We start from the raw sequence: 18,307 nt of genomic DNA, 5'->3' as shown, positions 1-18,307 counted from the left end.
TTTGGACCCGTCACAGTTACCCGATGTCACACAACGCGGCGGGGCCGCCCCGGTCCCCGCGGCCGGTCCGGAAGGGGGCGCGCATCGTGTCCGGTGGTGAGGTGGCCGGCATCCTCGTGGCCGTCTTCTGGGCGATCCTCGTCTCGTTCCTCGCCCTCGCGCTGATCCGGCTGGCGCAGGTGCTGCGCTCCGCGAGCGCGCTGGTGGAGCGGATCACCGAGCAGGCCGTGCCGCTGCTCGCCGACGCCTCGGCGACCGTGCGCAGCGCCCACACCCAGCTGGCCCGGGTCGACGCCATCGCGGCCGACGTCCAGGAGGTCACGGCGAACGCCTCCGCGCTCTCCACGACGGTCTCCACCGCCTTCGGCGGCCCGCTCGTCAAGGTCGCCGCGTTCGGCTACGGCGTCCGCCGGGCCCTGGGCCGTCCGCGGACCCCCGGGGACGCCGAGGTGATCCCCGGTCGTCCGGTCGCCCGCCGCGGCAGGCTGGGCACACGACGCAGGAAGGGCTGAGTAGCATTGTTCCGCCGTACCTTCTGGTTCACGGCCGGAGCCGTCACCGGCGTCTGGGCCACCACCAAGGCGCAGCGCCTCGTGCGCGGCCTCACCCCCGAGAGCCTCGCGGCGACCGCCGTCAACCGGGCCGTCGACGCGGGCAGGCGCGCGAAGCTCTTCGCCGAGGACGTACGCTCCGCGATGGCGGAGCGTGAGACCCAGCTCAACGACGCGCTCGGGCTGGACCGGGGTTCCCGGCCCGCCGAACTCCCCGGCCCGCGCCTCAAGGCACTGCCGGGGCGCCCGAAGCACCCGTACACCACGTACAACCGGAAAGAGGACCTCTGATGGAGTCGGCTGAAATCCGCCGTCGCTGGTTGCGCTTCTTCGAGGAGCGCGGGCACACCGTCGTGCCGTCGGCGTCGCTGATCGCGGACGACCCGACCCTGCTGCTGGTCCCGGCCGGCATGGTGCCGTTCAAGCCGTACTTCCTCGGCGAGGTCAAGGCGCCGTACCCGCGGGCCACCTCCGTGCAGAAGTGCATCCGCACGCCCGACATCGAAGAGGTCGGCAAGACCACCCGGCACGGCACCTTCTTCCAGATGTGCGGCAACTTCTCCTTCGGCGACTACTTCAAGGAAGGCGCCATCAAGCTCGCCTGGGAGCTGCTGACGACGCCCGTGGGCGCCGGCGGCTACGGGCTGGACCCCGAGCGCCTGTGGATCACGGTCTACAAGGACGACGACGAGGCCGAGCAGATCTGGCGCGACGTCATCGGCGTTCCCGCCGAGCGCATCCAGCGTCTGGGCATGAAGGACAACTTCTGGTCCATGGGCGTGCCCGGCCCCTGCGGCCCCTGCTCCGAGATCAACTACGACCGGGGCCCGGAGTTCGGCGAGGAGGGCGGCCCCGCCGTCAACGACGAGCGCTACGTGGAGATCTGGAACCTGGTCTTCATGCAGTACGAGCGCGGCGCCGGCGACGGCAAGGAGGACTTCCCGATCCTCGGCGAGCTGCCGTCCAAGAACATCGACACCGGTCTCGGCCTCGAGCGCCTGGCGATGATCCTGCAGGACGTGCGGAACATGTACGAGATCGACACTTCGCGCGCCGTGATCGACAGGGCCACCGAGCTCACCGGCGTCGCCTACGGCGCGGCCGGCCGCTCCGACGTGTCCCTGCGCGTGGTCTCCGACCACGTCCGCGCCTCCGTGATGATGATCGGCGACGGCGTCACCCCGGGCAACGAGGGCCGCGGCTACGTCCTGCGCCGCATCATGCGCCGCGCCATCCGCAACATGCGCCTGCTCGGCGCCACCGGCCCGGTCGCCGGCGCGCTGGTCGACACGGTCATCCAGACCATGGGCGAGCAGTACCCCGAGCTGCAGACGGACCGCAAGCGCATCGAGACCGTCGCGCTCGCCGAGGAGGCCGCCTTCCTCAAGACCTTGAAGTCCGGGACGAACATCCTGGACACGGCCGTGACCGAGGCCAAGGCCGCCGGCTCCGCGGTCCTCTCCGGCGACAAGGCGTTCCTGCTCCACGACACCTGGGGCTTCCCCATCGACCTCACCCTGGAGATGGCCTCCGAGCAGGGCCTGACGGTGGACGAGGACGGCTTCCGCCGGCTGATGAAGGAGCAGCGCGAGCGGGCGAAGGCCGACGCCAAGGCCAAGAAGACCGGCCACGCCGACCTCTCCGCCTACCGCTCGCTCGCCGACACCGCGGGCACCACCGAGTTCACCGGCTACACCCTCCAGGAGAACGAGGCGACCGTCCTCGGCCTGCTCGTCGACGGCGTGCCCTCCCCGGCCGCCACCGAGGGCGACGACGTCGAGGTCGTCCTGGACCGCACCCCCTTCTACGCCGAGGGCGGCGGCCAGCTCGCCGACCAGGGCCGTATCCGGCTCGACTCCGGCGCCGTTGTCGAGGTCCGCGACGTCCAGCAGCCCGTCCCGGGCGTCAGCGTGCACAAGGGGGTCGTCCAGGTCGGCGAGATCACCGTCGGCGCCTCCGCGTACGCCGCGATCGACATCCGCCGGCGCCGCGCCATCGCCCGCGCCCACAGCGCCACGCACCTGACGCACCAGGCGCTGCGCGACGCGCTCGGCCCGACGGCCGCCCAGGCCGGTTCGGAGAACTCCCCGGGCCGCTTCCGCTTCGACTTCGGCTCCCCGGCCGCCGTGCCGGGCGGTGTGCTCACCGACGTCGAGCAGAAGATCAACGAGGTCCTCACCCGCGAACTTGACGTCCACGCCGAGGTCATGTCGATGGACGAGGCGAAGAAGCAGGGCGCCATCGCCGAGTTCGGCGAGAAGTACGGCGAGCGGGTCCGGGTCGTCACCATCGGCGACTTCTCCAAGGAGCTCTGCGGCGGCACGCACGTGCACAACACCGCCCAGCTCGGGCTGGTCAAGCTGCTCGGCGAATCGTCCATCGGCTCCGGCGTACGGCGCATCGAGGCGCTCGTCGGCGTGGACGCGTACAACTTCCTCGCCAGGGAGCACACGGTCGTCGCCCAGCTCACCGAGCTGCTCAAGGGCCGGCCCGAGGAGCTCCCGGACCGGGTCTCCGGCATGCTCGGCAAGCTCAAGGAGGCCGAGAAGGAGATCGAGCGGTTCCGCGCGGAGAAGGTGCTGCAGGCCGCCGGCGGGCTCGTCGACAGCGCCAAGGACATCCGGGGCCTGGCGTTCGTCGCCGCCCAGGTGCCCGACGGCACCTCCGCCGACGATCTGCGCAAGCTCGTCCTCGACGTGCGCGGCCGGATCCAGGGCGGCCGGGCTGCGGTCGTGGCGCTGTTCACCGTGGCGAACGGCCGTCCGCTGACGGTGATCGCCGTCAACGACGCCGCCCGTGAGCGCGGTCTGAAGGCCGGCGACCTGGTCCGCGCCGCGGCCAAGACCCTCGGCGGCGGGGGCGGCGGCAAGCCGGACATCGCCCAGGGCGGCGGGCAGAACCCGGACGCCGTGGACGAGGCGATCGGCGCCGTCGAGCGACTGGTGGCCGAGAGCGCGTGAGCCGACCGCAACGTGTGAGAGCCGTCTGATGCGCCGGGGACGACGGCTCGCCGTCGATGTCGGGGACGCCCGGATCGGGGTCGCTTCGTGCGACCCCGACGGGGTACTCGCCACGCCCGTGGAGACCGTACCGGGCCGGGACCTGCCGGCCGCGCACCGCAGACTCGCGGCGATCGTCGCGGAGTACGAGCCGCTGGAGGTCGTCGTCGGCCTGCCGCGCTCGCTGAGCGGCAAGGAGGGCCCGGCCGCCGCCAAGGTCCGGGCGTTCGCGCAGACGCTCGCGGACACCGTCCGGCCAGTGGCGGTGCGTCTGGTCGACGAGCGGATGACCACGGTGACCGCCGCGCACGGGCTGCGAGCCTCGGGTGTGTCGGTGAAGAAGGGACGCTCCGTGGTCGATCAGGCGGCCGCCGTAGTCATCCTGCAGGGTGCGCTTGACTCCGAACGGGCCACTGGTAAAGCTCCCGGGGAGAGCGTCGAACCGATTATCTGATCGCGATACGGTAACGTTCCGCGCGGACATGGCAGCTGTCATATAAACGCACCGACAGCCAGCAGGTAAACCGACAGCCAACAGGCTCTAGGGGATCGATGACTGAGTATGGCCGGGGCCCAGGCTCCGAACCGTGGTACCCGGGTGACCCGCTCGCCGGCAACACCGGCCAGCACGGCGCCTGGGGCGCCCAGGCCTCCTACGGAGGCGGCCAGCAGCCGTATCCCCAACAGGGCGGCGGCCAGGGCGGATGGCATACGGGCCAGCAACCCCAGTACCCCGGCGGCGGCCATACCGGCCCGCAGCCGCAGTACCCGGGCGGCGGCTACCCCACCGGCAACATGCCCGCCGTGGACCCCTACGGCCAGCCCCAGCAGCCCGCCGCCCCGGCGCCGGACTACTACGGCACCCCCGAGGCGTACCCGCCCCCCGCGCCGCCGCGGCGCGGCCCCGGCGGACCGCGCCGGGAGCAGCCGCCGGGGGCCTGGGACGAGGGGCTGCCGCCGGAGCGCGACCACGCCTTCTTCTCCGACGACGACGAACCGGAGGAGATCGTCCCCCGCCGCGGCGGCCGGGCCGCCGAACGCGGCCGCGGCGGACGGGGTCCGGACCGCGCCGGACGCGGCCGCCGGGGCGAGCGCGAGCGGCGCGGCGGCGACGACGAGCCGAAGCGGCGCAACGGCTGCGCGTGTCTCGTGGTGGCCCTGGTGCTGGTCGGCGGCGGTGGCGCGGTGGCGTACTACGGCTACAACTACATCCACGACACCTTCCTGGCCTCGGCGCCCGACTTCGAGGGCGACGGCAACGGCACGCCCGTGACGTTCGAGATCCCGCCGGGTTCGACCATCGGCGCGATCGGCAACATCCTCAAGGACAAGGGCGTCGTCCAGAGCGTCGACGCCTTCACCCAGGCCGCCTCCGACAACGAGAAGTCGGCCGGGATCCAGCCGGGCACGTACACGCTGGAGAAGGAGATGTCCGCGTCCAACGCGATCAAGGCGCTCCTCGACCCGAAGGAACGCAACGCGCTGACGATCCCCGAGGGCACGTCGAACTACGAGATCTACGCGATGATCGACGACAAGCTGGGGCTGAAGGACGGTACGTCGAAGGCCGCGGGCAAGAAGCACTACAAGGAGCTGGGCCTGCCGAAGTGGGCCAAGTCCGGCGGCGACATCAAGGACCCGCTGGAGGGCTTCCTCTTCCCCGCGCAGTACAACGCGGGCAAGGGCACCAAGCCCGAGGCCCTGCTCAAGCAGATGGTCGCCCGCGCCAACGCCGAGTTCACCAAGGCCGACGTGGTGGGCAACGCCGCCAAGCTCGGGCTGAAGGACCCGTGGCAGGTCCTGACCGTGGCCAGCCTCGTCGAGGCCGAGGGCAACAACGAAGAGGACTTCAAGAAGATCACGCGGGTTGTCCTCAACCGGATGGTGCCGTCGAACCCGGAGACCGTCGGCCGGCTCGACTTCGACTCGACGTACAACTACATCAAGCAGCAGAGCACGCTCGACGTCCCGTCCGCGTCCAAGATGCGTGAGCTGGCGGACCCGTACAACACGTACTACGTCCGAGGTCTGCCCGCCGGGCCCATCAACAACCCGGGTGTCGTCGCGATCGAGGCTACCCACAGCCCGGCCAAGGGTGACTGGAACTACTTTGTCTCCCTCAAGGACAAGACCCTCTTCGCCGTCACCAACGCCGAGCACCAGAAGAACGTCGAGCTGTACAACGAGGAGAGGGCAAGCGAGGGGTGACCGAACGGCACCGGGCGGCGGTCCTCGGATCGCCCATCGCCCACTCCCTGTCGCCGGTCCTGCACCGCGCCGCGTACGCGGGGCTGGGGCTGGAGGGCTGGACGTACGAGCGGTTCGAGGTCGACGAGGCGGCCCTGCCGGGCTTCCTCGCCGGTCTCGACGCGGCGGAGTGGGCGGGCCTGTCGCTCACGATGCCGCTCAAGCGGGCCGTCATCCCGCTGCTCGACGGGATCACCGACACGGCCGCCTCCGTGGAGGCCGTCAACACGGTGGTCTTCACCGACGACGGCCGGCGCACCGGTGACAACACCGACATCCCCGGGATGATCGAGGCGCTGCGCGAGCGGGGCATCGAGAAGGTCGGCGGGGCCGCGATCCTCGGCGCCGGCGCCACCGCGTCGTCCGCCCTGGCCGCGCTCGCCCGGATCTGCGACGGCGAGGTCACGGCGTACGTCCGCAGCGAGGCCCGCGCGCGGGAGATGCGCCACTGGGGCGAGCGGCTGGGCGTCGCCGTGCGCACCGCCGACTGGGCCGACGCGGCCGGCGCGCTGACGGCGCCCCTGGTCGTCGCCACCACCCCGGCCGGGGCGGCGGACGCCCTCGCGGCGGAGGTGCCCGAGGAGGCAGGCGCGCTGTTCGACGTGCTGTACCACCCGTGGCCGACCCCCCTGGCCGCCGCCTGGACCGGCCCGGTGCTCGGCGGGCTGGACCTCCTCGTCCACCAGGCCGTGCTCCAGGTCGAGCAGATGACCGGCGTCCCCCGCGCCCCGCTGGCGGCGATGCGCGCGGCCGGCGAGGCGGCGCTGGGCGCGTCCGGGGTGTGAGCGCCGCGGCCCGAATAGTGGACCGGGGCGAGGTCGCGGGCCCGCGGCATGGGAGGATCGGCCCAGGCATCGCATACCGCACAAGGGAGCACCGTTGACCAGGCTGCGCTGGCTCACCGCCGGTGAATCGCACGGACCCGCGCTCGTCGCGACGCTCGAGGGGCTGCCGGCCGGTGTGCCGGTCACCACGGAGCTCGTCGCCGATCATCTGGCCCGGCGGCGGCTCGGCTACGGCCGCGGCGCCCGGATGAAGTTCGAGCGGGACGAGGTCACCTTCCTCGGCGGCGTCCGCCACGGGCTCTCCCTCGGCTCGCCCGTCGCCGTCATGGTGGGCAACACCGAGTGGCCCAAGTGGGAGAAGGTCATGTCGGCCGACCCCGTGGACCCCGCTGAGCTGGCCGAGCTGGCCCGTAACGCCCCGCTGACCCGCCCCCGCCCCGGACACGCCGACCTCGCCGGGATGCAGAAGTACGGTTTCGACGAGGCCCGGCCCATCCTGGAGCGCGCCTCCGCCCGCGAGACCGCCGCCCGCGTGGCGCTCGGTGCGGTCGCCCGGTCCTTCCTCGAGGCGGCCGTCGGCATCGAGATCGTCTCCCACGTCGTGGAGCTCGGCGCCGCGAAGGCCCCGTACGGGCTGGTCCCCGAGCCCGGGGACGTCGAGCGGCTGGACGCCGACCCCGTGCGCTGTCTGGACGCGGACGCCTCGAAGGCGATGGTCGCGGAGATCGACCAGGCCCACAAGGACGGCGACACCCTCGGCGGCGTGGTCGAGGTCGTGGCGTACGGGGTGCCCGTGGGCCTCGGCTCCCACGTGCACTGGGACCGGCGCCTGGACGCCCGCCTGGCCGGCGCGCTGATGGGCATCCAGGCGATCAAGGGCGTCGAGGTCGGCGACGGCTTCGGCCTCGCCCGGATCCCCGGCTCCCAGGCGCACGACGAGATCGTCCCCACCCCCGACGGCATCCGCCGCTCCTCCGGCCGCTCCGGCGGTACGGAGGGCGGGCTGACCACCGGCGAACTGCTGCGCGTACGGGCCGCGATGAAGCCCATCGCCACCGTGCCCCGCGCCCTGGCCACCGTCGACGTGGCCACCGGCGAGGCCGCCGTCGCGCACCACCAGCGCTCCGACGTGTGCGCCGTCCCCGCCGCGGGCATTGTCGCCGAGGCCATGGTGGCCCTGGTCCTGGCGGACGCGGTGTGCGAGAAGTTCGGCGGCGACTCCGTCACCGAGACCGCCCGCAACGCCCGTACCTACCTCGAGAACCTGGCGATCCGGTGACCCCCACGGTCGTCCTGGTCGGCCCGCCCGGCGCGGGCAAGTCCACGGTGGGCGCGCTGCTCGCCGCCCGGACCGGGGTGTCCCTGCGCGACACCGACGCCGACATCGAGAAGACCGCGGGCAAGCCGATCCCGGACATCTTCTTCGAGGACGGCGAGCCGCACTTCCGCGCCCTGGAGCGCGAGGCCGTACGGGCCGCCGTCACCGGCCACGACGGCATCGTCTCCCTCGGCGGCGGCGCCGTCATGGACCCCGGCACCCGCGAGCTGCTCACGGGCCTGCCGGTCGTCTTCCTCGACGTCGAGCTCGCCGACGCCGTCCGGCGGGTGGGCCTGGACGCCCCCCGCCCCCTGCTCGTCGTCAACCCGCGGCAGCAGTGGCGCACCCTCATGGACCAGCGCCGCCCCCTGTACACCGAGGTCGCCCGGGTCACCGTGACCACGGCCGGGCGCACCCCGGACGAGGTCGCGGACGCCATCGTCGACGCATTGGAGCTCAAGCCCGTATGACCGCCGAAGTCACCCGCGTCACCGTCGGGGCAACCGCCGGCACCGAGGCGTACGACGTGCTGATCGGCCACCAGCTGCTCGGCGAACTGCCCTCCCTCATCGGGAAGAAGGCGCAGCGCGTCGCCGTCATCCACCCCGAGGCGCTCGCCGAGACCGGCGAGGTGCTGCGCGCGGACCTGGCCGCCGAGGGGTACGAGGCCGTCGCCATCCAGGTGCCCAACGCCGAGGAGGCGAAGACCGCCGAGGTCGCCGCGTACTGCTGGAAGGCCCTCGGGCAGTCCGGCTTCACCCGCACCGACGTGATCGTCGGCGTGGGCGGCGGGGCCACCACCGACCTGGCCGGCTTCGTCGCCGCGACCTGGCTGCGCGGCGTGCGCTGGGTCGCCGTGCCGACGACCGTGCTGGCCATGGTGGACGCCGCCGTGGGCGGCAAGACGGGCATCAACACCGCCGAGGGCAAGAACCTGGTGGGCGCCTTCCACCCGCCGGCCGGCGTGCTGTGCGACCTGTCGGCGCTCGGCTCGCTCGGGGTCCACGACTACGTCTCCGGCCTCGCGGAGATCATCAAGGCCGGCTTCATCGCCGACCCCGCCATCCTCGACCTGATCGAGGCCGACCCCGAGGGCGCCCGCAGTCCCGACGGCCCGCACACCGCGGAGCTGATCGAGCGCTCCATCCGGGTCAAGGCGGACGTGGTGTCCGCCGACCTGAAGGAGTCGGGTCTGCGCGAGATCCTCAACTACGGTCACACCCTCGCGCACGCGATCGAGAAGAACGAGCGCTACAACTGGCGCCACGGTGCCGCCGTCTCCGTCGGCATGGTGTTCGCCGCCGAGCTGGGCCGGATCGCGGGCCGCCTCGACGACGCGACGGCGGACCGGCACCGGGCGGTGCTGGAGTCCGTCGGGCTGCCCGTCACGTACCGGGGAGACCAGTGGCCGATGCTGCTGGAGACCATGAAGGTGGACAAGAAGTCCCGCGGCGACCGGCTGCGCTTCATCGTCCTCGACGGGCTGGCCAAGCCCACCGTGCTGGAGGCCCCCGACCCGGCGATGCTGCTCGCCGCGCACGCGGAGATCGCGTCATGAGGGTCCTGGTGCTGAACGGGCCGAACCTGGGCCGGCTGGGCTCGCGCGAGCCCGACGTGTACGGGTCCGTCTCGTACGCCGGGCTGGTGGAGCAGTGCACCGCGCTCGGCAAGGAGCTCGGGTTCGAGGTCGAGGTGCGCGAGACCAACGACGAGGGCGAGCTGATCCGCTGGCTGCACGAGGCCGCGGACGGCCGCGTCCCGGTCGTGATCAACCCCGGGGCGTTCACGCACTACTCGTACGGGATGCGGGACGCGGCCGCCCAGCGGACGGCGCCGCTGATCGAGGTGCACATCTCCAACCCGTACGCCCGGGAGACCTTCCGGCACACGTCGGTGATCGCGGGGGTGGCGTCGGGGACCGTCGCCGGGTTCGGGATCGGGTCGTACCGGCTGGCGCTGCGGGCGCTGGCGGAGGAGCTGGGGGACTAGGGCGTCAGGCCGTGGGCGCGCCGATGGCGAGGACCAGCAGCGACGCGCCCGACTCGGTGTGCGGCTGGTGGCTGGTCCCCGCCGCCATCACCACGTAGTCGCCCGCCCGGTGCACCCGGTCGCCGTCGATGAGTTCGCCGCTCAGCACATAGAAGTGCTCCTCCTCCGCGTGGTGGTCCACCTCCGGCCACCGGGTGCCGGGGAAGAAGTCGAGGATCCAGCCGCGGGCGCGGTCGGTCACCGGCAGCGCCGCCATGCGGATGCCGGACTCCTTCTCGTGGCGGACGTGCGGCAGGTCGTGGATGTTGACGTACTGGACGTCGGGCTGCGTGCTGTTCTCTGTCATGTTCCCCAGCCTGCGCGGGCGGTGCGCGGCTGCCCAGTGACAAGAAAGACTCCCACGGGTACTTTCCTGCCATGACCGCCGTCCACCGTGTCGTCGCCCTCTCCCTGCCGCCGCAGTCCCCCTTCGAACTGGGCTGCGCGGCCCGGGTCTTCGGCGACCGGGACGCGTACGACTTCACCGTCTGCGCGGAGCGCCGCGGCGCGGTGGCCACCGACGCCGGCTACGAGATGCGGGTGCGCCACGGCCTCGCGGCCCTGCGCGGCGCCGACACCGTCGTCGTACCGGGCAAACCGCTGACCGAGGAGGCCACGTCGCCGGCCGTCCTGGACGCGCTGCGGGCGGCGCACGCGCGGGGCGCCCGGATCGCCGCCATCTGCTCCGGCGCCTTCCTCCTCGCCGAGGCCGGGCTGCTCGACGGGCGCGCCGCGACGACGCACTGGCGGCTGGCGTCCCGGCTCGCCGCGTACGCGCCGCGCGTCACGGTGGACGCGGGGCGGCTGTACATCGACCACGGCGACGTGGCCACCAGCGCGGGCGCGGGTGCGGGCCTGGACCTGTGCCTCCATCTGGTACGGGCCGACCGGGGCGCCGCCTACGCCGCCCGCGTGGCCCGGGCCCTGGTGATGCCGCCGCACCGGGAGGGCTGCCAGCTGCAGTACGCGGAGCCGGAGCCCGCGCCCACCGGCCCGTCGGATTCGCTGGCGCCGCTGCTGGACTGGGCGGCGGAACGCCTCGCCGAGCCCCTGTCCGTGGAGGAACTCGCCGCCCGCGCCGGGCTGTCGCCCCGTACCCTCGCCCGCCGGTTCACCGAGCAGCTCGGCCTCAGCCCCGGCCGCTGGCTGCTCGACCGGCGGGTGGCGGCCGCCCGGGCGCTGCTGGAGGAGACCGACCTCCCCGTCGAGGCCGTCGCCGCCCGCGTCGGACTGCACTCGGCGCTCAATCTGCGCCGCCACTTCCACCGCGCGATGCACACCACACCGGCCGCGTACCGCCGTACCTTCCGCGGGCCCGTGCCCGGGTGACACGGCGCACGACCACCCGGGGGCACCGTCGGCCACGGTGGTTCGTTCCCCATCCGACGGTGAGTACGGGTACGGTGCCAGGCGGATGACCCCCTGGGGGCGTCCTACAGAGCACCGCAGCGCGAACCCGAGTGAAGGCACGAGACGGAGTTACACCGGATGCAGCACGCAGTGGGGGCTCCGACACCGCCCCGTGGGACGCACCTGGCGCCGGAGAGCGCCGCCGAGACGACGGGCGCGCTGCGGCTGCCCGCCGGCGGGCTGGTGCCGCTTCCCGCGCCGCCGCCGATGCCCCCGCCGCACGGCGCGCCCCCGCCGACGGTCGCGGTGCTGCTCATCGGCCCCGCGGGGGCCGGCAAGACGAGCGTCGCCCGCTACTGGGCGGACACCCGCCGGGGGCCGACCGCCCATATCTCCCTGGACGATGTACGCGAATTCGTCCGCGCCGGATTCGCCGACCCCCGGGCCGGCTGGACCGACCAGTCGGAGGCCCAGTACCGCCTGGCCCGCCGCACCTGCGGCTTCGCCGCCCGCAACTATCTGGCGAACGGCATCTCCTGCATCCTCGACGACGCGGTCTTCCCCGACCGCCCGGTGGTGGGCCTGGGCGGCTGGAAACGCCACGTGGGCCCCGGCCTGCTCCCGGTGATCCTCCTCCCGGGCCTGGAGGCGGTCCTGGCCCGCAACGCCATGCGCCACGGCACCCGCCGCCTGGCGGACGAGGAGGTGGCCCGCATCCACGGCCGGATGGCGGGCTGGTACAGCTCGGGCCTCCCGATCCTGGACAACACGCACTACGACGTGGCGACGACGGCCCGCATGCTGGACGACGTGGTCACCAGGGCCCTGACCCATCCTCCGTCCTGGTAGCCCCCCGCGGCGCCGGCTCCCGTGCCGACAGGGTTTACAGCCCGTCCGGCGTTTGAGGACAGAGGGCGAAGCCCGATGCGCGCCAGCCGGCGCAAACCGCACCCCCGGACAGACGCCCCCAGGAAGCGAACCCCCACAAGCCGGGCATACGCTCCCCATATGCCCGACCACGCAGACCGCCGCACCCGCCTGCGGGCCCACTGCGCGGGGGCCGGAAGCGACGCCGCCCTCGTCTCGCGGCCCGCGAACATCCACTACCTCACCGGCTGCGCCCCCACCGGCGCCGTCCTCCTCCTGGGCCCCGCCGACGACCTCCTCATCCGCCCCGGCGACCTCCCCCCGGCGGACGACCAGGCCCCGCAGATCGACGGCGTCCGCGTGCACGCCCTCGGCGCCCCGGACGGCGATCCCGCCGTCGCCGCCGCCGACCTGGCCCGGGAGGCCGGCGCGGGCGCGCTGGCCGTCGAGGAGCACCACCTGACCGTCGCCCGCCACCGCGCGCTGTACTCCGTCGCCCCCGGCCTGCGGCTGACGGACCTGGGCCGCGCCGTGGAACAGCAGCGCCTGATCAAGGACGACGACGAGATCGCGTCCCTGCGCGTCGCCGCCGAGATCGCCGACCAGGCCCTGGGCGAACTCCTGGAGTCCATCCTCGTCGGCCGCACCGAACGCCATCTCGCCCTCGAGCTCGAACGCCGCCTCGTCGACCACGGCGCCGAGGGCCCCGCGTTCGCCACCTCCGTCGGCACCGGCCCGCACTCCGGGAGGGCCGGCCACGTCCCGACCGACCGGCGTGTCGAGGAGGGCGACTTCCTCAGCGTGGGCCTGGGCGCCCGCTACCACGGCTACCGCTGCGAGATCGGCCGCACCTTCGTCATCGGCTCCGCCCCCGAGACCTGGCAGATCGAGCTGTACGACCTGGTCTTCGCCGCCCAGCGGGCCGGCCGCGAGGCGCTGGTGCCCGGCGCCGAGTACCGCGACGTCGACCGCGCCGCCCGCCAGGTGCTGGACGCGGCGGGCCACGGCGAGGGCCTCGGGCCGTGGACGGGACACGGCGTGGGCCTCGAAATCGACGAGGACCCGAAACTGGCACCGGCCTCCATGGGTAAACTGGACGCTTGTGTGCCGGTCACCGTCGAACCGGGGGTCCATCTCCCGGGCCGGGGCGGAGTCCGGATCGATGACACGCTCGTCGTCCGCCCCGCGGCGGACGGCGGTCCAGAGCTACTCACCATCACGACCAAGGAACTGCTCGCGCTCTGACGGGCCCGTCCGCTCCTCGGTCGTCCGAAGGCAGTCCAGGAGATTCCGCGACCGTGGCCACCACGAACGACCTCAAGAACGGCATGGTGCTCAAGCTCGACGGGGGCCAGCTCTGGTCCGTAGTCGAGTTCCAGCACGTCAAGCCCGGCAAAGGCCCCGCCTTTGTCCGTACGAAGCTGAAGAACGTGCTCTCCGGCAAGACCGTCGACAAGACGTTCAACGCCGGCACCAAGGTCGAGACGGCCAATGTCGACAAGCGGGGCATGCAGTTCTCGTACAAGGACGGCGAGTCCTACGTCTTCATGGACATGGAGACGTACGACCAGATCTACATCTCCCCCGAGACCGTGGGCGATACCGCCAACTACCTCCTCGAGGGCTTCGACACCGTCGTCGCCATGCACGAGGGAAACCCGCTCTACGTCGAGCTCCCGGCCGCCGTCGAGCTGGTGATCGCCGAGACCGAGCCCGGTCTGCAGGGCGACCGCTCCACCGGCGGCACCAAGCCGGCCACGCTGGAGACCGGCTACCAGATCCAGGTGCCGCTCTTCATCACGACCGGCGAGAAGATCAAGGTCGACACCCGTTCCGGTGACTACCTCGGCCGGGTGAACAGCTAACCGTGGCTGCCCGCAACAAGGCCCGCAAGCGCGCCTTCCAGATCCTCTTCGAGGCGGACCAGCGAGGTGCGTCCGTGGAGACGGTGCTTGCGGACTGGATCCGGCACTCCCACAGCGACACCCGGCAGCCGCCGGTGAGCGAGTACACGATGCTGCTGGTCGAGGGCTACAGCCCGCGCGCCCGCCGGATCGACGAGCTCATCGGGCAGTACGCCGTCGGGTGGACGCTGGACCGGATGCCGGTCGTCGACCGCAACATCCTGCGCCTGGGCGCGTACGAACTCCTCTGGGAGGACGAGACGCCGGACGCGGTCGTGATCGACGAGGCCGTCCAGCTGGCGAAGGAGTTCTCCACGGACGACTCGCCGGCCTTCGTCAACGGCCTGCTCGGCAGGCTCAAGGACCTCAAACCCCAGCTCCGCCGCGAGGGCGAGTAACCGGCCGGAGGATCCCGGAACACGAACGGGCGGTGCCGCCCCCGACCCGAGTCGGGGGCGGCACCGCCCGTTCGCCGTACGGCAACCGCCGTGACGTTTCTGCGGACCGGCGCTACACGTCCTCGGTGTGCACCGCGCGCCGCGCGTCGGCGTCCAGGACGCCCCAGCCGATCAGCTGCTCGGTGAGGACCGAGGGCGACTGGTCGTAGATGACGGCGAGGGTGCGCAGGTCGTCCTGGCGGATCGACAGCACCTTGCCGTTGTAGTCCCCGCGCTGGGACTGGATCGTCGCGGCGTACCGCTGCAGCGGCCCCGCCTTCTCCGCCGGAATGTGCGCGAGGCGCTCGAGGTCCAGGACCAGCTTCGGCGGCGGCTCGGCCGCACCGCCGGGCTGGGTCCCCGGCAGCAGCTCCTGCACCGGGACACCGTAGAAGTCCGCGAGCTCGGCCAGCCGCTGCACGGTCACCGCGCGGTCCCCACGCTCGTACGAACCGACCACGACCGCCTTCCAGCGGCCCTGCGACTTCTCCTCCACGCCGTGGAGGGAGAGACCCTGCTGCGTGCGGATCGCCCGGAGCTTGGCCCCGAGCTGTTTAGCGTATTCGCTGGACATAAAACTCCCCGGACGCTGTATCAACCTGGCGGCGGATGAGCCGCGCGTGACTCAGTAACTCACTGTGAGGTTACGCAGCGTAATGTCCCGCCGTCAAGCGGAAGATTGTCTCCTGCCGCCACTCGTGCACCGCCACCGGCGCGCTGACCTGCGGGGGGCCGGTTCGCGGGGCGGTCGGGGGCGCTGCTACCGTATGAGGGACCCAGACGTCCTTTAACACCAGTCCCGTGAGGCTGGGAAGGAGGTCCTTGACGTATGGACACCAGTAACACCGCCGGCTCCGCCCCCAGGCCCGTCCTGGAGGCGCCCGACATCCAGCGGGTGCTCACCCGCATCGCCCACGAGATCGTCGAACGCGCCAGGGGCGCCGACGACGTGGTGCTCCTCGGCATCCCGACCCGCGGCGTCCACCTCGCCCGGCGGCTGTCCGGCAAGCTCCGGGACATCACCGGCCGCAAGCAGCCCGTCGGCTCCCTCGACATCACGATGTACCGCGACGACCTGCGCATGGGCCCCGCCCGCGCGCTGGGCCCCACGGACATCCCCGCGGACGGCATCGACGGCCGCCTCGTCGTCCTGGTCGACGACGTGCTCTTCTCCGGCCGGACGATCCGCGCCGCCCTCGACGCGCTGAACGACATCGGCCGGCCGCGCGCCGTCCAGCTCGCCGTCCTCGTCGACCGCGGCCACCGCGAACTGCCGATCCGCGCCGACTACGTCGGCAAGAACCTGCCCACCTCCCTGCGGGAGACGGTCAAGGTCCAGCTCACCGAGGAGGACGGCCGCGACGCCGTGCTGCTCGGCGACAAGGCGACCACCCCGGCAGGCGAGCAGTAGCCCCTGCGCCGGATCCCCCCGTCGGGAGTCCGGCGCCCCGGCATGCCCGCCCGTAAACAGTCATAAGCCGCGAAACTGGAGTACGCACGCAGATGAAGCGCCACCTCATCTCGACCGCCGACCTCAGCCGGGACGACGCCATCCTCATCCTCGACACCGCCGAGGAGATGGCCCGGGTCGCCGACCGGCCCATCAAGAAGCTGCCGACCCTGCGCGGGCGCACCGTGGTGAACCTCTTCTTCGAGGACTCCACCCGCACCCGCATCTCCTTCGAGGCCGCCGCCAAGCGCCTCTCCGCCGACGTCATCAACTTCTCCGCCAAGGGCTCGTCCGTCTCCAAGGGCGAGTCGCTGAAGGACACCGCGCTCACCCTGCAGGCCATGGGCGCCGACGCGGTCGTCGTCCGCCACCACGCCTCCGGCGCCCCGCACCGGCTGGCCACCTCCGGCTGGCTCAACGGCAGCGTGATCAACGCCGGCGACGGCACCCACGAGCACCCCACGCAGGCGCTGCTCGACGCGTTCACCATGCGCCGCCATCTGGCCGGCGCGGCGGACGGCGGCCCCGTCCACCACCGGGGCCCCGGCGACGGCACCGGCCGCGACCTGGACGGGCGGCGGATCACGATCGTCGGCGACGTCCTGCACAGCCGCGTCGCCCGCTCCAACGTCCAGCTGCTGCACACCCTCGGCGCCCAGGTCACCCTCGTCGCCCCGCCGACCCTGCTGCCCATCGGCGTCGGGTCCTGGCCGTGCGAGGTGTCGTACGATCTGGACGCCGTCATCCCCAAGTCCGACGCGGTGATGATGCTGCGGGTGCAGCGCGAGCGGATGAACGCCGCGTTCTTTCCCACCGAGCGCGAGTACTCCCGCCGCTACGGGCTGGACGGGCTGCGGATGGCGCGGATGCCGGAGCACGCCATCGTCATGCACCCCGGGCCGATGAACCGCGGGATGGAGATCTCCGCCGACGTCGCCGACTCCCACCGTTCCACCATCGTCGAGCAGGTCGCCAACGGCGTGTCCGTCCGGATGGCCGTGATGTATCTGCTCCTGGGTGGTGCAGTGCTGCCAGACACCGACGCCCCGATCCGCAACGCCTCCGAGGAGAGCAAGTAGTGATGAGCAAGATCCTGATCAGAGGCGCGCAGGTGCTGGGCGGTGAGCCGCAGGACGTGCTGGTCGACGGCGAGTACGTGGAGGCCGTGGGCGCGGACCTGCCGGTGCCGGACGGCGCGGCCGTCGTGGAGGCCGCGGGGCTGATCCTGCTGCCCGGGCTCGTCGACCTGCACACCCATCTGCGCGAGCCCGGGCGCGAGGACTCCGAGACGGTGCTGACCGGCACCCGTGCCGCCGCCCGGGGCGGCTACACCGCCGTGCACGCCATGGCCAACACCTTTCCCGTCGCCGACACCGCCGGTGTCGTCGAGCAGGTCTGGCGGCTGGGCCGGGAGTCCGGCTACTGCGACGTGCAGCCCGTCGGCGCGGTCACCGTCGGGCTGGAGGGCAAGCAGCTCGCCGAGCTCGGCGCCATGCACGAGTCGGCCGCCGGGGTGATGGTCTTCTCCGACGACGGCATCTGCGTCGACGACGCGGTGATGATGCGCCGGGCGCTGGAGTACGTGAAGGCCTTTGACGGCGTCATCGCCCAGCACGCCCAGGAGCCCCGGCTGACCGAGGGCGCCCAGATGAACGAGGGCGTCGTCTCCGCCGAGCTGGGCCTGGGCGGCTGGCCCGCCGTCGCCGAGGAGTCGGTCATCGCCCGCGACGTGCTGCTCGCCGCGCACGTCGGCTCCCGGGTGCACATCTGCCATCTGTCGACCGCCGGCTCGGTGGAGATCGTCCGCTGGGCGAAGTCCAAGGGCTGGAACGTCACGGCCGAGGTCACCCCGCACCATCTGCTGCTCACCGACGAGCTCGTACGCAGCTACGACCCGGTCTACAAGGTGAACCCGCCGCTGCGCACCGAGACGGACGTGCTGGCGCTGCGCGAGGCCCTCGCGGACGGCACCATCGACTGTGTGGCCACCGACCACGCACCGCACCCGCACGAGGACAAGGACTGCGAGTGGGCCGCCGCCGCCATGGGCATGGTCGGCCTGGAGACCGCGCTGTCCGTCGTCCAGCACACGATGGTCGACACCGGGCTGCTCGACTGGGCCGGCGTCGCCGACCGGATGTCCTGGCGCCCCGCGGTCATCGGCCGGCTCGGCGGCCACGGCCGTCCGATCGCCGCCGGTGAGCCCGCGAACCTCACGCTGCTCGACCCCGCCCACCGCGCCCCGGTCGACCCCGCGGACTTCGCGTCCCGCAGCCGCAACAGCCCCTACCGGGGCCGGGAGCTGCCGGGCCGGGTCACCCACACGTTCCTGCGGGGCCGGGCGACGGTCGTGGACGGTGAGCTGGCGTGA

The 18,307-nt window shown here is 72.6% G+C and carries 20 protein-coding genes; 18 read left to right on the top strand and 2 right to left on the bottom strand.

Annotated elements, in window-relative coordinates; all coding sequences use genetic code 11:
- Positions 1 to 86: 86 nt before the first annotated feature.
- The 10 genes from SRB5_RS10180 to aroQ all read left to right on the top strand — a co-directional run bounded on the left by SRB5_RS10180 (position 87) and on the right by aroQ (position 9,889).
- Entirely contained in the window at positions 87 to 512 is a 426-nt protein-coding gene (locus SRB5_RS10180) for a DUF948 domain-containing protein (RefSeq protein ID WP_323377453.1), read from the top strand.
- Between the two features lie 6 nt (positions 513 to 518).
- The gene (locus SRB5_RS10175) at positions 519 to 842 is read left to right on the top strand and encodes a DUF6167 family protein (RefSeq protein WP_153451153.1); all 324 of its coding nucleotides are present in this window, start codon (positions 519 to 521) and stop codon (positions 840 to 842) included.
- Positions 842 to 3,511, top strand: a complete 2,670-nt coding sequence (gene alaS, locus SRB5_RS10170; protein ID WP_153451152.1) for an alanine--tRNA ligase — start codon at positions 842 to 844, stop codon at positions 3,509 to 3,511. The genes SRB5_RS10175 and alaS overlap by 1 nt, the downstream gene beginning before the upstream one ends.
- Before the next feature lie 28 nt (positions 3,512 to 3,539).
- Entirely contained in the window at positions 3,540 to 4,004 is a 465-nt protein-coding gene (gene ruvX, locus SRB5_RS10165) for a Holliday junction resolvase RuvX (protein WP_153451151.1), read from the top strand.
- 98 nt (positions 4,005 to 4,102) lie between these two features.
- Positions 4,103 to 5,758, top strand: a complete 1,656-nt coding sequence (gene mltG, locus SRB5_RS10160; protein WP_153451150.1) for an endolytic transglycosylase MltG — start codon at positions 4,103 to 4,105, stop codon at positions 5,756 to 5,758.
- A complete protein-coding gene (locus SRB5_RS10155; RefSeq protein ID WP_323377451.1) occupies positions 5,755 to 6,582 on the top strand; it encodes a shikimate dehydrogenase in 828 nt (275 codons plus the stop codon). The genes mltG and SRB5_RS10155 overlap by 4 nt, the downstream gene beginning before the upstream one ends.
- A gap of 94 nt (positions 6,583 to 6,676) precedes the next feature.
- Positions 6,677 to 7,861 (top strand): chorismate synthase, encoded by a 1,185-nt coding sequence (aroC, locus tag SRB5_RS10150; protein WP_153451148.1) that lies wholly within the window; start codon positions 6,677 to 6,679, stop codon positions 7,859 to 7,861.
- Positions 7,858 to 8,370, top strand: a complete 513-nt coding sequence (locus SRB5_RS10145; RefSeq protein WP_323377450.1) for a shikimate kinase — start codon at positions 7,858 to 7,860, stop codon at positions 8,368 to 8,370. Before aroC ends, SRB5_RS10145 begins: the two co-directional genes overlap by 4 nt.
- Positions 8,367 to 9,458 carry a 3-dehydroquinate synthase gene (gene aroB, locus SRB5_RS10140; RefSeq protein ID WP_153451147.1) on the top strand — a complete coding sequence of 364 codons (1,092 nt, stop codon included), beginning with the start codon at positions 8,367 to 8,369 and terminating at the stop codon, positions 9,456 to 9,458. The genes SRB5_RS10145 and aroB overlap by 4 nt, the downstream gene beginning before the upstream one ends.
- Positions 9,455 to 9,889 (top strand): type II 3-dehydroquinate dehydratase, encoded by a 435-nt coding sequence (gene aroQ / locus SRB5_RS10135; protein WP_153451146.1) that lies wholly within the window; start codon positions 9,455 to 9,457, stop codon positions 9,887 to 9,889. Before aroB ends, aroQ begins: the two co-directional genes overlap by 4 nt.
- A gap of 4 nt (positions 9,890 to 9,893) precedes the next feature.
- Here aroQ and SRB5_RS10130 read toward each other — a convergent pair whose 3' ends face one another.
- Positions 9,894 to 10,235 (bottom strand): cupin domain-containing protein, encoded by a 342-nt coding sequence (locus SRB5_RS10130; RefSeq protein WP_153451145.1) that lies wholly within the window; start codon positions 10,233 to 10,235, stop codon positions 9,894 to 9,896.
- A gap of 71 nt (positions 10,236 to 10,306) precedes the next feature.
- On the opposite strand from SRB5_RS10130, the gene SRB5_RS10125 reads away from it, so the two are divergent.
- From SRB5_RS10125 to nusB, 5 genes are all read left to right on the top strand, one after another.
- Positions 10,307 to 11,257, top strand: a complete 951-nt coding sequence (locus SRB5_RS10125; protein ID WP_153451144.1) for a GlxA family transcriptional regulator — start codon at positions 10,307 to 10,309, stop codon at positions 11,255 to 11,257.
- A 159-nt stretch (positions 11,258 to 11,416) separates the two neighbouring features.
- A complete protein-coding gene (locus SRB5_RS10120) occupies positions 11,417 to 12,127 on the top strand; it encodes an AAA family ATPase (protein WP_153451143.1) in 711 nt (236 codons plus the stop codon).
- Positions 12,128 to 12,286: 159 nt separating this feature from the next.
- Positions 12,287 to 13,390 (top strand): aminopeptidase P family protein, encoded by a 1,104-nt coding sequence (locus tag SRB5_RS10115; RefSeq protein ID WP_153451142.1) that lies wholly within the window; start codon positions 12,287 to 12,289, stop codon positions 13,388 to 13,390.
- A gap of 53 nt (positions 13,391 to 13,443) precedes the next feature.
- Positions 13,444 to 14,010 carry an elongation factor P gene (gene efp / locus SRB5_RS10110; RefSeq protein WP_323377443.1) on the top strand — a complete coding sequence of 189 codons (567 nt, stop codon included), beginning with the start codon at positions 13,444 to 13,446 and terminating at the stop codon, positions 14,008 to 14,010.
- 2 nt (positions 14,011 to 14,012) lie between these two features.
- The gene (nusB, locus tag SRB5_RS10105) at positions 14,013 to 14,447 is read left to right on the top strand and encodes a transcription antitermination factor NusB (protein WP_323377441.1); all 435 of its coding nucleotides are present in this window, start codon (positions 14,013 to 14,015) and stop codon (positions 14,445 to 14,447) included.
- A gap of 112 nt (positions 14,448 to 14,559) precedes the next feature.
- On the opposite strand, the gene bldD is transcribed toward nusB, so the two are convergent.
- Positions 14,560 to 15,060 carry a transcriptional regulator BldD gene (bldD, locus tag SRB5_RS10100; protein ID WP_153451141.1) on the bottom strand — a complete coding sequence of 167 codons (501 nt, stop codon included), beginning with the start codon at positions 15,058 to 15,060 and terminating at the stop codon, positions 14,560 to 14,562.
- Positions 15,061 to 15,315: 255 nt separating this feature from the next.
- Here bldD and pyrR point away from each other — a divergent pair, with 255 nt between their 5' ends.
- The 3 genes from pyrR (at position 15,316) to SRB5_RS10085 (ending at position 18,307) form a co-directional block, all read left to right on the top strand.
- Entirely contained in the window at positions 15,316 to 15,897 is a 582-nt protein-coding gene (gene pyrR / locus SRB5_RS10095; protein WP_153451140.1) for a bifunctional pyr operon transcriptional regulator/uracil phosphoribosyltransferase PyrR, read from the top strand.
- Between the two features lie 92 nt (positions 15,898 to 15,989).
- Positions 15,990 to 17,015 (top strand): aspartate carbamoyltransferase catalytic subunit, encoded by a 1,026-nt coding sequence (locus tag SRB5_RS10090; RefSeq protein WP_153451139.1) that lies wholly within the window; start codon positions 15,990 to 15,992, stop codon positions 17,013 to 17,015.
- Positions 17,016 to 17,017: 2 nt separating this feature from the next.
- Positions 17,018 to 18,307 (top strand): dihydroorotase, encoded by a 1,290-nt coding sequence (locus SRB5_RS10085; RefSeq protein ID WP_153451138.1) that lies wholly within the window; start codon positions 17,018 to 17,020, stop codon positions 18,305 to 18,307.

The organism is Streptomyces smaragdinus (assembly GCF_009604385.1).
Lineage (GTDB): Bacteria > Actinomycetota > Actinomycetes > Streptomycetales > Streptomycetaceae > Streptomyces > Streptomyces smaragdinus.
This window is presented reverse-complemented; position numbering and strand designations above follow the sequence as displayed.